Below are 16,227 nucleotides of genomic sequence, written 5' to 3' on the forward strand. Positions count from 1 at the left end.
CCTCCCTTCATGACCGAGCGCAGGGGCACCGGTGACACACAGGTCACCGCACGGGAGGTGGTCCGCAGCACCATCAGGTCGTTCCGCGGCCGGGTCACGGCGGCGACCGTGCTGCTGTGCGGGCACCAGGTCGGAGAGGCACTGGTACCGGTCCTGGTGGGCGTCGTCATCGACCGCGCGGTCGCGACCGGCGACGTCGGCAGCCTGGTGATCTGGCTGCTCGTGCTGGCCGCGGACTTCGCGATGCTGTCCTACAGCTACCGGTTCGGCGCGCGGCAGGCCCTGCACGCCGACCTGCGTGCCGACGCCGGGCTGCGCACCCGGGTGGCGGCCCGGCTGCTGGACCACCGCGGCGGCGCCGAGACCGGGAGGCTGCCCGGCTCGATCACCTCGATCGCCGTGGCCGACGCCAAGCGCGTCGCGATGATGAACTTCTGGATCCCCACGGCCGCGGCCGCCGCGGCCGCGCTCGTGGTCGCCGCCGTCGCGCTGCTGCGGATCTCGCTCCCCCTGGGCCTGCTCATCCTGCTCGGCACCCCGCCGCTGCTGTGGCTGATCGGCCGGGTCGGCCGGCCGCTGGAGCGGCGCAGCGGCGCCGAGCAGGAGCGGGCCGCGCGGGCCGCCGGCACCGCCGCCGACCTGGTGTCCGGGATCCGCGTCCTCAAGGGACTGGGCGCCGGGCCCGCCGCCGCCGAGCAGTACGCGGCCAGCAGCCGCACCGCCCTGGGCGCCACGCTGCGGGCGACCCGCGCCGAGGCCGGCTTCCTCGGCACCGTCCAGCTCGCGAACGGCCTGTTCCTCGCGGTGATCGCGCTCGTGGGCGGTCTGCTCGCCCTCGACGGGTCCATCACCGTCGGCAACCTGGTCTCCGCGGTCGGGCTCGCCCAGTTCCTCGTCGGGCCGCTGCAGACCCTCGGCATCGCCGGGGCGCGCTTCGCCCAGGCGCGGGCCTCGGCCGGGCGGATCGCCGAGATCCTCTCCGCGCCGCCCGCCGTCGGCCCCGGTCGCGACGGCCGGGATGCCGGCCCCACCGCCGACCCCACGGACCCCGCCGCCGCGCTGGCGGTCGCCGGGCTGCGGCACGGCCCGCTCGACGGCCTCGACCTGCACGTGCCCGCCGGTCAGCTGCTCGGCGTGGTCGCCCCCGACCCGTCCGCGGCGACCGCGCTCGCCCGCTGCCTGGCCCGCGACGTCGCACCCGACGAGGGGCGGATCCTGCTCGGTGGCACCGGCGTCGACGACCTCGCCCCGGCCGCCACCCGGTCCACGCTGCTGGTCGCGGCGCACGACGCGCACCTGTTCACCGGCACCGTCCTGGACAACGTCACCGCCGCGACCGGCGACCGGGCCCCGGGGCCCGCGACGGTCGCGGCGATGGCCGCGGCCCGAGCCGACCAGGCCGTCGAGGCCCTCCCGCAGGGCGCGGACACCCCGGTGACCTCGCGCGGCAGCTCACTGTCGGGCGGGCAGCGCCAGCGGGTCGCACTGGCCAGGGCACTGGCCGCCGACCCCCCGGTCCTGGTGCTGCACGACCCCACGACGGCCGTCGACGCCGTCACCGAGTCCGAGATCGCGGCCCGGCTGCGCGAGCACCGCACCGGCCGCACGACCGTGCTCCTCACCACCAGCCCGGCGCTGCTCGCGGTCACCGACCGCGTGGTGGTGCTGCGCGAGGGCCGCGTCGTCGCGGACGCGACGCACACCGAGCTGATGACCGACGACACCGACTACCGCAGGGTGGTGACCGGATGACCACCGGGACCGAGCCGTCCGGCCCCCGCCTGCTGCCCGTCGCCGACGGGCGCCGCACCCGCGCCGTCCTCGGCGAGCTGCTGGCGCCGCGCCGCGGGACCGCCGTCACCGCACTCGTCGCCCTGGTCGCCGGGGCCGCGGTGAGCCTGGTCGCGGCACCGCTGCTGGGCCGGATCGTCGACCTCGCCGCCCGAGGGTCGGAGCCGCCCGCGCTGACCGCGCCGGTCGTCGCCCTGGCCGGGGTCGCGGTCGTCCAGGGTGTGCTCGCCTTCGCCGGGATCGCGCTGATCGCCCGGGTCGGGGAGACGATGCTGGCCCGGCTGCGGGAGCGCTTCGTCGCCCGCGCGCTGGACCTGCCGCTGGACACGCTGGAGCAGGCCGGGTCCGGTGACCTCACCTCGCGCGTCACCGACGACGTCAAGGTCGTCGGCGAGGCGGTGCGCGAGGCGCTGCCCGAGTTCGCCAGGGCCGCGCTGATCATCGGCCTGACCCTGGTCGCGCTCGCCGCGCTGGACTGGCGGTTCCTGCTCGGCGCGCTGCTGGCGGTGCCGATCCAGGTGGTCACCGCCCGCTGGTTCCTGCGCCACTCCGGCCCGCTCTACGACGACGAGCGCATCGCGGGCGGGGCCCAGCAGCAGCAGCTGCTCGACACCGCGGCCGGGGTGAGCACGGTGCGCGCGTTCCGCCTCACCGACGACCACCTGGACCGGGTCCGTGCCCGCGCCGAGGCCGTCGCCGGGATCGGGCAGCGGCTCGTGGTGCTGCAGACCCGCTTCTTCGGCCGGCTCAACGCCGGTGAGGTCCTCGGTCTGAGCGGGGTGCTGGTCGCCGGGTTCGTGCTGGTCGGCAGCGGCAGCACGACGATCGGTACGGCGAGCGCGGCGGCGCTGTACTTCATCAACCTGTTCACGCCGATCAACATCATGCTGTTCCAGCTCGACGCCGCCCAGTCCGCGGTCGCCGGGCTGCGGCGCATCGTCGGCGTCGCCGAGATCGACCCGCTCGCACCGCCGGCGGACCCGGCGGTGCCCGCCGACGCGCGGGTGCGGGTGCGCGGCCTGACCCACTCCTACGTCGACGGCCACCCGGCACTGTCCGGGGTGGACCTCGACCTGGCGCCCGGCACCCGGGTCGCGCTGGTCGGGACCAGTGGGGCGGGCAAGTCCACGCTGGCCAAGCTCGTCGCCGGGATGCACACCCCGGACGCCGGGTCGGTCGAGATCGGCGGCGTGCCGCTGGAGCGCATCGACCACCGCGCCGGGCGGGCGCCGGTGGTCCTGGTGACCCAGGAGGTGCACGTGTTCGCCGGGCCGCTGGCCGAGGACCTGCGCCTGGCCCGTCCGGACGCCACCGACGACGACCTGCGCGCCGCCCTGGCCACGGTCGGCGCGGCGCCCTGGGTGGACCGGCTCCCCGACGGGCTGGAGACCGTCGTCGGGGACACCGGGCACGCGCTGACCGTGGTGCAGTCCCAGCAGCTCGCCCTGGCCCGGCTGGTGCTGGCCGACCCGCCGGTGGTGATCCTCGACGAGGCGACCGCCGAGGCGGGCAGCGCCGGCGCGGCGGAGCTGGAGCGCGCCGCCGACGCCGCGCTGGCCGGCCGTACCGCCGTCGTCGTGGCGCACCGGCTCAGCCAGGTCGCCGACGCCGACCTCGTGCTGGTGCTCGAGGACGGGCGGACCGCGGAGACCGGCACGCACGCCGAGCTGGTCGCCTCCGGCGGCCGCTTCGCCCAGCTGTGGCAGGCCTGGACGGGCCTGCGCGGTGAGCCGGTCCGGCCCGCCGGCGACCGAGGTGGGGTCGCGTGACCGCCCGCTCGTCGAACCCGGCGTGGGTGAACTGCTCGCGGTGCTCCCCCGAGCCGCACCGCACCGCCACGGCGACCGGCGGGGCCACGACCTGGCGGGCGAACGGTTCCGGTCCGGTCGCGGGCGCACCGTCCGGCAGCGGTCCCGGGCGCGGACCGGGCGGGGACGGCAGCGTCCGGGTCACGGGAGGCGCTCCTGAGCTGGTGCGGGACGGCCGGCGCGGGACCGCTCAGCCGGCGGGGACCTCGGCGGACGCGGGCCACAGCGAGTGCCGATCCTCGTCGTCGACCAGGGCGTAGGAGCTGCCCTCGGGGGCGTCGACGGGGTTCGTGGACACGGCTCTCCCCGGGACCGGCGGAACGGACGGGGCAGCGCTCAGACGACGACGGGCGTCGGCGCCGTCGACGGCACGGGGGCGCCGGTCAGCGAGGCGACGACCTCACCGGACCGGACCGCGATGTTGGACAGCAGGGTCGAGGTGATGCCGTGCGTGTGCTCGGTCGGTCCCTGCAGGTAGAAGCCGGCCCGCACCGCGGTGCCGTCGGCCAGTGCCGTGGTGCCGAGCCGGTAGTCGCGGTGCACGTCGAGCCGGCCGCGGGCGTCGCGGGCGCAGGCCTCGTCGAGGCCGCCGGACAGCAGCCACAGCGGGTCGGCGGGGCGGTAGCCGGTCGCGTAGACGACGGCGTCGGCGGTGATGACCTCGCGCGAGCCGTCGATCAGCGACTCGACGGCCAGCTCCACCCGGTCCCCGACGTCGACCACGTCGGCCACCCGGGACACGTTGCGGAAGCGCAGGCGCTCGGTCCCGGCGACCCGCTCGTGGTAGTGGGTGCGGTAGAGGCCCTCGATGAGCTCCGGGTCGACCACGGAGTAGTTGGTGTTCGCGTGGTAGCCGAGGATGCGGTCCTTGACCTCGTCCGGCGCGGTGTAGAAGTCGTCGACGGCGGCCGGGTCGAAGATCCGGTTGGCGAAGGAGGTGTCGTCGGCGGGGCTGTAGCCGTACCGGGCGAACACCGCGTGCACCTCGGCGGTCGGGAAGGTGCGGTGCAGGTGCTCGACGGTCTCGGCGGCGCTCTGCCCGGCGCCGACGACGGCGAAGCGGGTCGGCTCGGTCCCGGCGAGCTCGCGGGTGCGGAACAGCAGGTCGCGGTTGTGCCAGACGCGGCCGCCCACGGTGATCCCGCGCGGCAGGACGGGGGTGAGCCCGCAGGCCAGGACGACGTTGCGGGCGCGCAGGCGCTCCACCCGGTCCCCGGTGCGGACGACGACGTCGACGAGCTCCACGCCGTTCCCGCCGCGGACCGGCTCGATCTCGACGACCTCGCTGCCGTAGTCGACCGTCACCGCCGACCCGGCGGCCGCGCTGATCTCCCCCAGCCGTGCCGCGGCCCACTCCAGGTAGTCGTGGAACTCGCGGCGGGTCGGGAACGACGAGCCGTAGTTGATGAAGTCGGCGAGCCGGTCCCGGTCGTGGAGGTAGGACAGGAAGGAGAAGCCGCTGGTCGGGTTCCGCAGCGTGACCAGGTCCTTGAGGTGCGAGACCTGCATGGTGGCGTCCTCGAGCAGCATCCCGCGGTGCCACCCGAACCGCTCCTGGCGCTCGACGAAGCGGGCGCTCACCCGCGCGTCGGCCGGGACCGTCGCGTTGTGCTCGAGCAGGGCGATGGCGATGCCGAGGTTCGACGGCCCGAACCCGACCCCCACCACGTCGAGTACCTCCGGGGTGGAGTGGGGGTTCGCGTTCGCGGGGTTCGCCATCACGGTCCTTTCGTTGCTTCGGCACGCCTCAGATAAGGCGAGGCTAACTGCAACACGAAGGTGGATGTCCCGCCTAGGGGGTGATCGCCGAGGCCCGGCCGCGAGGGGCCGTCCGCACTGGTCAGCGCTCTGACGTGACACAGGTGTCACCCATTGGGAGCACACGGCGTCACGGTGCACGTACCGCCGCACGAGGGTGTCGCACGCCCCGTCCGCGCGTCATCAGATCTGATGAGAGGGCCTCCCCTGCCACCCGGGGCGTGGGCGCGCCGGCCGGTGGCGACCCCGGCCGCGCGACGGCGCGGAACGGCGGCGCCGCGCGGGACGGTCGTGTCCCGCGCGGCGCCGATGACGGTTCACCAGTCCCAGTTGCGCACGAGCGATCCCCCCTCGACCGGAGTGCTTCTCCCCGTCCCGGAACGGACGCCGTTGCGCTCCGCACGTGAGGACGCACGGCGTGCTCCACGATCGAGTGATGACATGGCCAGAGTAAGCGACGGACAACGCTCCGTCACGATTTAACGTGGACCTGAGGCGTTCGCCGTCGGTTCCGGGCCGTTCGGCGCGGATTCCGGCCACCGGGGGACGAACGGCAAAGGCTTGCCTTACCCGCGGGTAGCCTCGGTCCATCCCCTGACGCAGCAGACGAACAGGCAGGCGACGTGACCTCTGGCCCGGTGGCACCGCGCCCGGCTGAGCGCCGCCGTCGTGCGCCGGACGCCCGGTCGCTGCTCGGCCTGCCGCTGCGCCCGCTGCTGCTGGTCCTGGTCGTGGAGGCCGCCGCGGTGGCCGCGGTCGTCGCGGGACTGCTCACCGGGGGCCTGCCGGGACGGACCGAGGTGCTGCTCTGCGGGCTGCTGGTGCTGGTGGCCGCGGCGCACACCGAGCTGTCGGTCAACGCCGAGCGCCTGCGGCGCCGGATCGCCGCGACCCGCTACATCAACATGACCTCCGTGTGGACCTTCGCGGCCGCGCTGCTGCTGCCGCCGGGACTCGCGACGGTCGTCGTCGTCGTCATCTACCTGCACCTCTACCTGCGGGTGGCCCGCCCGAGCGGCACGCCGCCGCACCGCCAGGTCTACAGCGCGGCCACGGTGCTGCTCGCCGTGCACGCCGTCGCGGGGCTGCTCGCGCTGGTCGACGGCCGGGCCGGGGCGCTGGCGACCCCGCAGAACGCGGCGCTGGTGCTGGGCGCGCTGGTCGCCTACACGACGGTGAACACGCTCCTGGTCGTGTCGGTGCTGCGGCTGACCGCACCGGGCTCGCGGTTCCTCGCGATCCTGCTGGGCGGCGACATCGGCCTGGAGCTGGCGACGCTGTCGATCGGCGGGCTGGTCGCGGTCGTGCTCGCCAACACCTCCCCCTGGTTCGCGTTGCTCGCGGTGCTGCCGCTGCTCGTCGTCGAGCAGACCACCCTGGTGCGCCAGCTGGAGGCGCAGGTCGACACCGACGCCAAGACCGGGCTGCTCAACCCGGCGGCGTGGCGCTGGCGCAGCCGGCAGATGCTGGAGCGCGACACGCGTACCGACCGGGCCGCCGCGGTGCTGATCCTCGACCTCGACCACTTCAAGGCGGTCAACGACCGGTACGGCCACCTGGCGGGCGACGACGTGCTCCAGGCCGTCGCCGACGTCCTCACCGCCGAGGTCCGCGACCAGGACCTGGCCGGCCGGTTCGGCGGCGAGGAGTTCGTGGTCGCGCTCGGCGGGATGCGCACCGACGACACCCCGGCCGCCCGCGCCCGCGAGGTCGCCGAGCGGATCCGGCGGGGCGTGCGTGCGCTGCAGGTCGACACCGCGACAGCCGGGCTGGTCACCGGGCTGTCGGTGTCGGTCGGGGTCGCGACGACGCCCGACCACGGCACGGACCTCGACGGCCTGCTGGCCGCCGCGGACGCCGCGCTCTACGAGGCCAAGCACGCGGGCCGCGACCGGGTGGCGGTCCGGCGCCCCGCACCGCCGGTCGCCGCCGAGGGCGCGACGCCGCCGTTCGGGCTGAGCTTCGGCACCTGAGCCGGGTCACGGCCCCAGCAGCACCCGCGCCAGGTCCTTCCACTGGGGCAGCATCGCGTCACCCGCGGGGTCGCGCGGGTCGAAGGTGTAGGTCAGCGCGGTCCCCCGCATGGAGGTGAGCAGCAGGTCGCGCAGCTGCTTGAACCGCGGGCGGCCCGCCAGCTCGCCGCCGAACATGCGGGCCATCGACGCGCGGATCGCCGCACCGAGCCGCTTCTCCTCGGGACGCAGCGCCTCGGCGATCTCGGAGTTGGACCGGGCCGCGGTCCACAGCTCCACCGCCGCCCAGAAGTGCGGCTCGGAGAAGCTCTCCCACAGCAGCTCGATGACCCGGTCGGCGCGTTCGAACAGGCCGACCTGGTCGGCGTCGAGCACCCGTCGCACGCGTTCCTCGGTGTCGGCGACGCGTTTGACCGCGAGGTGCTGCGCCGCCGCGACCAGCAGTCGGTCCCGGCTGGGGAAGTGGTGCAGCAGCCGGCCGCGCGAGACGTCGGCGGCCGACTGGATGGTCAGGGTCGTGGATCCGGAGTAGCCGCCGTCGATGAGGCAGGCGACGGCGGCGTCCAGGATCCGGGCGCGGCTGTCCGAGGACCGCTGCGCCCGGCTCCTGACCACCGGAGTGGGTTCGGTGTTCATGATGTGGTCATGATCGCCTGTCGGGCATCGGCTCAGAGTCCCAGACCCCGGCCGATCACCTCCTTCATGATCTCGGTGGTGCCGCCGTAGATCCGGGTGATGCGGGCGTCGGCGTAGGCCTTGGAGACCGGGTACTCGCTCATGTAGCCGTAGCCGCCGTGCAGCTGCAGGCAGCGGTCGGCGACCCGGCCCTGCAGCTCGGTGCACCAGTACTTCGCCTTCGACGCGTCGACGGCGGTGAGCTCGCCCGCGTTGAGCGCGCGGACGCAGTCGTCGACGTAGTGCTCGGCGAGGTCGATCTCGGTGTCCATCTCGGCCAGGGCGAACTTCGAGTTCTGGAACGAGCCCACCGGCGAGCCGAAGGCCTTGCGCTCCTTGACGTAGGCGAGGGTCCCGTCGAGCACCGCCCGGGCCGCCGCCGCACCGGCGATCGCGATCGACAGCCGCTCCTGGGGCAGCTTCTCGACCAGCTGGACGAAGCCCTTCCCCTCCTCGGTCCCGAGGAGGTTCTCCACCGGGACCTTCACATCGGTGAAGGACAGCTCCGCGGTGTCCTGGGCGTGCATCCCGAGCTTGTCGAGGTTGCGGCCCCGCTCGAAGCCCTCCATCCCGCGCTCGAGCACGAGCAGACTCATGCCCTTGTGCTTCTGCGACGGGTCGGTCTTGACCGCGACGACGATCAGGTCGGCGTTGATCCCGTTGGTGATGAAGGTCTTCGCGCCGTTGACGACGTAGTGGTCGCCGTCGCGGATCGCGGTCGTCGACATCGACGCCAGGTCCGAGCCGATGCCCGGTTCGGTCATGGCGATGGCGAGGATCGTCTCGCCGCTGACGACGCCCGGCAGCCAGCGCTGCTTCTGCTCGTCGGTGCAGTAGGTGAGCAGGTAGGGCAGCACGATGTCGTTGTGCAGGGTCAGGCCGAGGCCGGACCCGGCGGCGCCGACCCGCAGCAGCTCCTCGCTGATGACGGCGTTGAAACGGAAGTCCTGGACCCCGCCGCCGCCGAACTCCTCGGGCGCGTCGATGCCCAGGAAGCCGTTCGCACCGGCGGTGGTGAACAACTCCCGCGCGACGGCGCCGTCACGTTCCCACTGCGCCTCGTGCGGGACGATCTCCTTCTCGACGAAGGCGCGGAACGCCTCCCGGAAGTCCTCGTGGTCGGACTCGTAGAGCGTGCGCTTCACGGCGCCCCCTCCCCTCGGGTGGTCGTGACTAGCGGGGCTGCATCCGGATGGCGCCGTCGAGACGGATCGTCTCGCCGTTCAGCATGGGGTTCTCCACGATGTGGGCGGCGAGCTTGCCGTACTCCGCGGGCTGCCCCAGCCGCGACGGGTGCGGCACCTGCTTGCCCAGCGAGGTCTTGACGTCCTCGGGCAGCCCGGCCAGCAGCGGGGTCTCGAACAGGCCCGGGGCGATGGTGCAGACCCGGATGCCGAGGTCGGCCAGGTCGCGGGCGATCGGCAGGGTCATGCCGACGATGCCGCCCTTGGACGCCGAGTACGCGGCCTGCCCGATCTGCCCCTCGAACGCCGCGACCGAGGCGGTGTTGATGATGACGCCGCGGTCGCCGTCGACCGGCTCGGACTTCGCGATCCGCTCGGCGGCGAGCCGGATCACGTTGAACGTGCCGATCAGGTTGACGGTGACGACCTTGGTGAACCCGTCCAGCGGGAACGGGCCCTTCTTGCCGTAGGTCTTGATGCCGTTGCCGATGCCGGCGCAGTTGACCGCGACGCGGACCGCACCGAGCTCTTCGGCGGCGTCGAGGGCGGCGGTCACCTGCTGCTCGTCCGTGACGTCGGCGGCGACGAAGCGGACGTTCTCCCCCAGCTTGTCCGCGACGGCCTCACCCTGCGACGACGGCAGGTCGATGATCAGCACCTTGGCGCCGAGCTCCACGAACTTCTCCGTGGTGGCGAGGCCCAGGCCGGACGCACCGCCGGTGACGACGGCGACGGAACCGTTGATGTCCATGTTCTGTCTGTTCCTTCCGGGTGGGGAGTGGGTGTCAGAGGAGCTCGAGGATGGTGGCGTTGGCCTGGCCGCCGCCCTCGCACATGGTCTGCAGGCCGTAGCGGATGCCGTTGTCCCGCATGTGGTGCACCAGGGTGGTCATGATCCGGGCGCCGGAGCCGCCGAGCGGGTGGCCGAGCGCGATCGCGCCGCCGTTCGGGTTGAGCAGGGCGGCGACGTCGCCGTCGTCGTCGGCGATGTCGGCCAGCCAGGCCAGCGGCACCGGGGCGAAGGCCTCGTTGACCTCGAAGGCGCCGATCTCGTCCAGCGACAGGCCGGAGCGCTTCAGCGCCTTCTCGGTCGCCGGGATCGGCGCGGTCAGCATGATCACCGGGTCGGCCCCGGCCAGCACCGCGGTGTGCACCCGGGCGATCGGGGTCAGGCCCAGCTCGCGGGCCTTCTCGGAGGTGGTCATGAGCAGCGCGGCCGAGCCGTCGGAGATCTGCGAGGAGTTGCCGGCGTGGATGACGCCGCCCTGGTCGGCGTCCTTGAACACCGTCTTGAGCTGGGCGAGACCCTCCGGGGTGCCGCCGCGGCGGACACCCTCGTCGGCGGTGACGCCGGCGATCGGGGCGATCTGGCCGTCGAACCGGCCGTCGTCCTGCGCGGCGGCGGCGCGCTCGTGCGACTGCAGGGCGAACTCGTCGAGACGCTGACGCGAGAAGCCCCACTTCTCGGCGATCATCTCGGCGCCGACACCCTGGTTCGGCGCGACGCCGTAGCGCTCGGCGAAGTCGTTGCCCAGCGGGTCCTGGTCCTGGCGCGAGGAGCCCATCGGGACCCGGGTCATGGACTCGACGCCACCGGCGACGGCCACGTCGTAGTGCCCGGCGATCAGACCGGCCGCGGCGAAGTGCACGGACTGCTGGCTGGACCCGCACTGGCGGTCGACGGTCACGCCGGTGACGGTCTCGGGGAACCCTGCGGCCAGCGCGGCGTTGCGGCCGATGTCGAAGGTCTGCTCGCCGCTCTGGGACACGCAGCCCCAGATCACGTCCTCGATCTGCGCCGGGTCGACGCCGGACCGCTCCACCAGGCTGCGCAGCACGTGGGCCGACAGGTCGGTGGGGTGGATGCCGGCGAGGCCGCCCTTGCGCTTGCCGACCGGGCTGCGTACAGCCTCGACGATGACTGCGTCTCGCACGGTGTTCGCTCCTTCGCGACGGTGGACGGCGCCCGGGACGGGGCCGTCGGCTCGCCACGACGGTAGCAGGAAACAGTCAGTGTTGACTGCCACGGGGCGGTGCGACCCGGGTCACGCCGACCGCGGAGCTCCCTCGACCGGCGCGCCACTGTCCATCGGCACCTCGGCGCCGCCGGGGCGGCGCCGAGGTACTGATCGATCCCGGACCGGCGCCGCGGTACGGGCGCGGCGGGCCGGTGCGCGACCGGGGTCAGGCGGAGGTGGCCGACACCCGGCCGGCCGTCGCACCCTCGACGGAGGCGGTGGCCTCGGTGGCCGTGGTGGCGTCGGCGGGATCGGCGGCGTCGCGCCCGAGGATCCCCTCCTGCGCCGCGACGAGCGTCGGCACGGTGATCTGCCCGGCGACGTTGGTGGCGGTGCGCATCATGTCGAGGATCGGGTCGATGCCGATCACGACCGCGATCCCGGCCGCGATCACCGCGGGCGGCATCCCGACCGCGGCGAGGGTCAGGGTCAGCATGGTGAACCAGCCGGTCGTCCCGGCCGTGGCCAGCGCCCCGAACACCGCGACGGCGACGATCACCAGGTACTGCCACACCGCGAGCTGCACCCCGGAGATGTGCGCGACGAAGATCGTCGCGAGCGCCGGGTAGACGGCGGCGCAGCCGTCCATCTTGGTGGTCGTGGCCAGCGGGACGGCGAACCCGGCGTAGTTGCGGTTTACGCCGAGGTCGATCGCGGCCTGCCGGGACATCGGCAGGGCGGCGCCGGACGAGCGGGAGACGAAGGCGAACTGCAGCACCGGCCAGGTGGTGCCGAAGAAACGGCGCGGCCCGATCCCGGCCACGACCTTCAGCAGCAGCGGATAGACACCGAACAGGACGATCGCGCAACCGAGGTAGACGGTGCCGATCAGCCCGGCGAGCGAGGAGACGACGCCGCTGCCGTAGGTGGCGAACGCGGTGCCGATCAGGCCGAGCACGCCGATCGGGGCGAGCACGACGATCCAGCGGATGACCGTCAGGACGATCTCGAACGCCGAGCGGGAGAACGCGACGAACGGCTCGGCCTTCTCCCCCAGCGCGTAGGCGGCGGCGCCGACGAGCAGCGCGGCGACGACGACCTGGAGCACGTTGTCGTCGGCGAACGCGGCGACCGGGTTGTCCGGCACCAGGTTCGACAGCAGTGCCTCCCACGACCCCGCGGTCCGCGCGCCCACGGCCTCGACGTCGGCCGGGTCGGCGGCGATCGTGACGCCCTCACCGGGCCGCCCGATCAATCCGATCGTGATGCCGATCAGTACCGCGACCAGGGAGGTCCCGGCGAACCAGGCGACGGTGCGCCCGCCGAGCCGGGCCGCGGTGCGGCCGCCGCCGAGGTCACGCAGGCTGACGATGCCGACGACGATCGCGAGGAACACCAGCGGCGCGACCGTGAACTGCAGCAGGCCGGTGAACAGTCCGCCGACGGTGTCCAGCGTGGTCGCGAGACCCGCGGACGCGGTGACCCGGGCGGTCAGCCCGAGCAGTGCGCCGAGCACGAGCCCGGCGACGGTGAGCAGTGCGAACACGCGCGGGCGCTGCCAGGCGCGTGCGGCACGGACGACGAGTGACACGGGTTCCCCCAGGAGGTGCGGTACGGGTGTGGTCGGCGGTCAGCGCCGACAGCCCGTGGCCGGACGGCGGCACAGGTCGATCACCCGCCGGCACACCAGCCACACACCCGTCCCCCGCACAGGAGCGAGCAACGCACCCGTTCGCCGCGTTCTTCCCGCAGGACGGAGGCACGCAGCGTGACCCGTACCTCCGTCCTGGGCCGTTACCGCACCGGTGGGGTGGTCGCGTGCGCGGCCGGCTCGGCCCCGTCGCGGCCCGCGGTCGCGAGGTCGATCCCCCGGGTCTCGGGCAGCAGGTACACCGTCAGCCCGGACACCAGCAGCAGCACGATCGCGTAGCCGAGGAACAGGCCGGGCCTGCCGATCTCGGCGAACAGCGTCTGCAGGTAGGGGGCGGTCCCGCCGAACAACGCGACCGCGATCGAGTACGTCACGCCGAGCCCGGCGGCGCGCACCCCGGTCGGGAACATCTCGGCGTAGAGGGCGGGCCCGACGGCGCAGCCCGCCCCGATCAGCGCGAGCGCGACGGTCATCGCGACGAACAGCGTCGGCCCGTCGTGGATCATCGCGTCGAGCGGGAACAGCGCCAGGACGAGCACCGCGCCGGGCACGAGCAGGGTGCGGCGGCGGCCGAACCGGTCCGAGGCGGCGCCCCACAGCGGCAGCAGCACCATGAACACCGCCAGCGCACCGGCGCCGGCCCACAGCGCCGCCGCCGGGTCCACCCCGCGCGCGGTGATGGCGTACGCCGGGGCCGCGACCGACCAGACGTAGTAGACGACGGTCAGGCCGCTGGTCAGGAACACCACCCGGGCCAGCGCCTTCGGGCGGGCCAGGACCTGGCGCCACAACGACGGGCGGCCGGGGGTCGCGGCGCGGGCCTCCTCCTCCCGTGCGTAGGTGTCGGACTCACGCATCCGCAGCCGCATGACCAGCGCGTACAGCCCGAACAGCCCGCCCAGGACGAACGGCACCCGCCAGCCGTAGGCGGCCATCTCCTCGCGGGTGAGCACGCTCGACAGGACGGCTCCGAGCACCGTCCCGACCAGGATGCCCGCGGTGCCGGAGAAGTAGATGAGGCTCGACCACAGCCCACGCCGTGCGGGCGGGGCCATCTCGGCGAGGTAGGTCTGTGCGGCGGGCAGCTCGCCCCCGTGCGCGAGGCCCTGCGCCAGCCGGGCCAGGACCAGCACGACCGGTGCGGCGATGCCGATGACGGCGTGGGTCGGGACGAGCCCGATCACCAGGCTGCCCACCGCGGCGGTCGCCACGCACAGCGCCATCGACAGCTTCCGGCCGCGGCGATCGGCGATCCAGCCGAACAGGAAGCCGCCGAACGGGCGGGCGACGAACCCGACGGCGAACACCGCGAGCGTCTTGAGCAGGGCGGTGCCGGTGTCGTCGCCCGCGAAGAACTGCGGGGCGAAGAACGCCGAGAACGTCGCGTAGACGTTCCAGTCGAACCTGCGCGGCGGCGACACCGTCGCAGACCTCGCGGACCAGCACCGGCAGCGTCGCGGCGTGGGCGTCGGAGAAGCTGCGCACGGTCGCCTCGAAGCGGGCCGTGTCGGGGATGACGTTGCGCCGGGTGCCGGCGGCGACGACGCCGACGGTCAGCACGACCGGGTCGAACATGTCGAAGCGGCGGGTCACCATCGTCTGCAGGGCGGTGATCATCTCCGCGGCGGCGGCGATCGGGTCCCGGGCGGTGTGCGGGTTGGAGCCGTGACCACCCGCCCCGTGCACGACGACGTCGAGCGCGTGCGAGGCGGACAGGAACACCCCGGGCCGGGTCGTGACCAGCCCGGCGGGCATCCGGTTGGCGAACACGTGCAGGCCGTAGGCGTGGTCGACGCGCCGTCCGGCGGCGGTCAGGACACCCTCGGCGAGCATGTGGCCCGCGCCGTCGAAGCCCTCCTCGCCGGGCTGGAACATGAACACGACGTCGCCGGCGAGGTGGTCGCGGTGGGCGCTGAGCAGCCGTGCGGCCCCGGCCAGCGCCGCGGTGTGCAGGTCGTGCCCGCAGGCGTGCATGGTGCCGGTCCGCGCGGCGAAGTCCTCGCCGGAGCCCTCGGCGACCGGGAGACCGTCCATGTCGCCGCGCAGCAGGACCACCGGGGCGTCCGCGCCGGCGCCCGGGGCGGTGCCGCGCAGGACGGCGGTGACCGACGTCGTCGTCGTCCCCTCGGTGATCTCCAGCGGGAGCCCCTGCACCGCGGCCAGTACCCGGTCCCGGGTCCGGGGCAGGGCCAGCCCGACCTCGGGGTCACGGTGCAGCTCCCGGCGCAGGTGCACCAGGTCCGGCTGCAGCGACCGGGCGTCGTCACGAAGATCCACAAGCGTCCCCTCGGGTCGTACCGGCGGGCCACGCTGCCCGCCGGAGGTCCTGCCCGAGTCTCGGAGCCCGCGCGTTACGGCACGTAACATCGACGGATCCGATCCGGATCGGGGGCCCCGTGGACGGAACCGACCGTCATCCGCTGTCCGAGGACGACTTCGCGCTCGTCCACGCGCTGCAGCTGCACCCGCGCGCGAGCTGGGCCGGGCTCGGCCCGGTGCTCGACGCGGCGCCGGTGACGCTGGCCCGGCGCTGGGCCCGCCTGCAGGGGTCCGGGCACGCGTGGATCAGCTGTTATCCGGTGGTCGGCGAGGACGCCATGCAGGTGGCGCTGGTCGAGGTGGACTGCGCGCCGGGGCGGCTCGCCGGGGTCGTCGCGGCGCTGGACTCCGAGCCGTCGGTGATGACCATCGAGTACGCCGCCCGCGGCCGGGACCTGCTACTGACGGTGAACGCGGCGTCGTTCACGGAGCTGTCGGGGCTGGTGCTGGACCGGATCGGACGGGTGGCCGGGGTCGCGTCGGTGCGCACGCACCTGGCGTCGCGGGTGCACCGGGAGGGCAGCCGGTGGCGGCTCGACGCGCTCGACACCCGGCAGGTCGCGGCCGTGCGCGCGCTGCGCCGGGCGGACACGACACCGCAGGCGGCGGGTGTCGACCTGCGGGGGCCGGTGTTCGCGCCGCTGGTGCGGGAGCTGTGCGCCGACGGCCGGGCGAGCGCCGCGGAGCTCGCGGACCGGGTCGGGCGGCCGGCGTCGACGGTGCGCCGGCAGCTGTCGGCGCTGGTGCACTCGCGGGCGCTGGTGTTCCGCTGCGAGGTCGCACAGCTGCTGACCCGGTGGCCGATCTGCGTGACGTGGTGGATCCGGCTGCCGACCGCCGCGGTCGAGCACGCGGTGCGCCGGGTCCGGACCGATCCGCGGGTGCGGCTGTGCCTGTCGCTCACCGGGCCGGAGAACCTTCTGGTCACGGCGTGGACGCACTCGCTGGGCGAGCTGGTCGGGATGCAGTCGGCGCTGGAGCGGTCGCTGCCGCAGGCGCAGATCGTGGACACCTCGGTCATCCTGCGGACCCGCAAGCGGATGGGGTGGCTGCTGCACCCCGACGGCCGGGCCACCGGGGCGTGCGTCCCGGTGTTCCCCGGCTGAGGAG

The 16,227-nt window shown here is 74.1% G+C and carries 10 protein-coding genes and 2 pseudogenes; 4 read left to right on the forward strand and 8 right to left on the reverse strand.

The window, feature by feature from the left end; translation table 11 throughout:
* Positions 1–9: 9 nt before the first annotated feature.
* Positions 10–1,752: an ABC transporter transmembrane domain-containing protein gene (locus MTO91_RS16100; RefSeq protein WP_476651719.1), complete on the forward strand. Its 1,743-nt coding sequence runs from the start codon at positions 10–12 to the stop codon at positions 1,750–1,752.
* Entirely contained in the window at positions 1,749–3,560 is a 1,812-nt protein-coding gene (locus MTO91_RS16105; protein ID WP_476651720.1) for an ABC transporter ATP-binding protein, read from the forward strand. The genes MTO91_RS16100 and MTO91_RS16105 overlap by 4 nt, the downstream gene beginning before the upstream one ends.
* A 232-nt stretch (positions 3,561–3,792) precedes the next feature.
* Here MTO91_RS16105 and MTO91_RS16110 read toward each other — a convergent pair.
* Together MTO91_RS16110 and MTO91_RS16115 are read right to left on the reverse strand one after the other, a co-directional pair.
* Positions 3,793–3,897 (reverse strand): annotated as a pseudogene (locus MTO91_RS16110) (MbtH family NRPS accessory protein); the annotation flags it as partial.
* Between the two features lie 38 nt (positions 3,898–3,935).
* A complete protein-coding gene (locus MTO91_RS16115; RefSeq protein ID WP_208819121.1) occupies positions 3,936–5,318 on the reverse strand; it encodes a lysine N(6)-hydroxylase/L-ornithine N(5)-oxygenase family protein in 1,383 nt (460 codons plus the stop codon).
* A gap of 662 nt (positions 5,319–5,980) precedes the next feature.
* On the opposite strand from MTO91_RS16115, the gene MTO91_RS16120 reads away from it, so the two are divergent.
* On the forward strand, positions 5,981–7,330 hold the full coding sequence (locus tag MTO91_RS16120; protein ID WP_476651721.1) for a GGDEF domain-containing protein: 1,350 nt from the start codon (positions 5,981–5,983) through the stop codon (positions 7,328–7,330).
* A 6-nt stretch (positions 7,331–7,336) separates the two neighbouring features.
* On the opposite strand, the gene MTO91_RS16125 is transcribed toward MTO91_RS16120, so the two are convergent.
* The 6 genes and pseudogenes from MTO91_RS16125 to MTO91_RS16150 all read right to left on the reverse strand — a co-directional run bounded on the left by MTO91_RS16125 (position 7,337) and on the right by MTO91_RS16150 (position 15,075).
* Positions 7,337–7,966, reverse strand: a complete 630-nt coding sequence (locus MTO91_RS16125; RefSeq protein WP_073574554.1) for a TetR/AcrR family transcriptional regulator — start codon at positions 7,964–7,966, stop codon at positions 7,337–7,339.
* Positions 7,967–7,998: 32 nt separating this feature from the next.
* The gene (locus MTO91_RS16130) at positions 7,999–9,150 is read right to left on the reverse strand and encodes an acyl-CoA dehydrogenase family protein (RefSeq protein ID WP_073574553.1); all 1,152 of its coding nucleotides are present in this window, start codon (positions 9,148–9,150) and stop codon (positions 7,999–8,001) included.
* 28 nt (positions 9,151–9,178) lie between these two features.
* On the reverse strand, positions 9,179–9,940 hold the full coding sequence (locus MTO91_RS16135) for a 3-hydroxyacyl-CoA dehydrogenase (RefSeq protein ID WP_073574552.1): 762 nt from the start codon (positions 9,938–9,940) through the stop codon (positions 9,179–9,181).
* A 34-nt stretch (positions 9,941–9,974) separates the two neighbouring features.
* Positions 9,975–11,123: a thiolase family protein gene (locus MTO91_RS16140; RefSeq protein WP_073574551.1), complete on the reverse strand. Its 1,149-nt coding sequence runs from the start codon at positions 11,121–11,123 to the stop codon at positions 9,975–9,977.
* A 250-nt stretch (positions 11,124–11,373) separates the two neighbouring features.
* On the reverse strand, positions 11,374–12,738 hold the full coding sequence (locus MTO91_RS16145; protein WP_139282720.1) for a dicarboxylate/amino acid:cation symporter: 1,365 nt from the start codon (positions 12,736–12,738) through the stop codon (positions 11,374–11,376).
* Positions 12,739–12,941: 203 nt separating this feature from the next.
* Positions 12,942–15,075, reverse strand: a pseudogene (locus MTO91_RS16150) (amidohydrolase).
* Between the two features lie 119 nt (positions 15,076–15,194).
* On the opposite strand from MTO91_RS16150, the gene MTO91_RS16155 reads away from it, so the two are divergent.
* Positions 15,195–16,223, forward strand: a complete 1,029-nt coding sequence (locus MTO91_RS16155) for an Lrp/AsnC family transcriptional regulator (RefSeq protein ID WP_476651722.1) — start codon at positions 15,195–15,197, stop codon at positions 16,221–16,223.
* Positions 16,224–16,227: the final 4 nt, after the last annotated feature.

It is taken from the genome of Pseudonocardia sp. 2-7 (genome assembly GCF_056341085.1).

What these genes read in the sequence shown, in the direction of transcription:
- MTO91_RS16100 (WP_476651719.1), top strand. Translation starts at nt 10, where the DNA reads ATGACCGAGCGCAGGGGCACCGGTGACACACAGGTCACCGCACGGGAG.
- MTO91_RS16105 (WP_476651720.1), top strand. Translation starts at nt 1,749, where the DNA reads ATGACCACCGGGACCGAGCCGTCCGGCCCCCGCCTGCTGCCCGTCGCC.
- MTO91_RS16115 (WP_208819121.1), bottom strand. Translation starts at nt 5,318, where the DNA reads ATGGCGAACCCCGCGAACGCGAACCCCCACTCCACCCCGGAGGTACTC.
- MTO91_RS16125 (WP_073574554.1), bottom strand. Translation starts at nt 7,966, where the DNA reads ATGAACACCGAACCCACTCCGGTGGTCAGGAGCCGGGCGCAGCGGTCC.
- MTO91_RS16135 (WP_073574552.1), bottom strand. Translation starts at nt 9,940, where the DNA reads ATGGACATCAACGGTTCCGTCGCCGTCGTCACCGGCGGTGCGTCCGGC.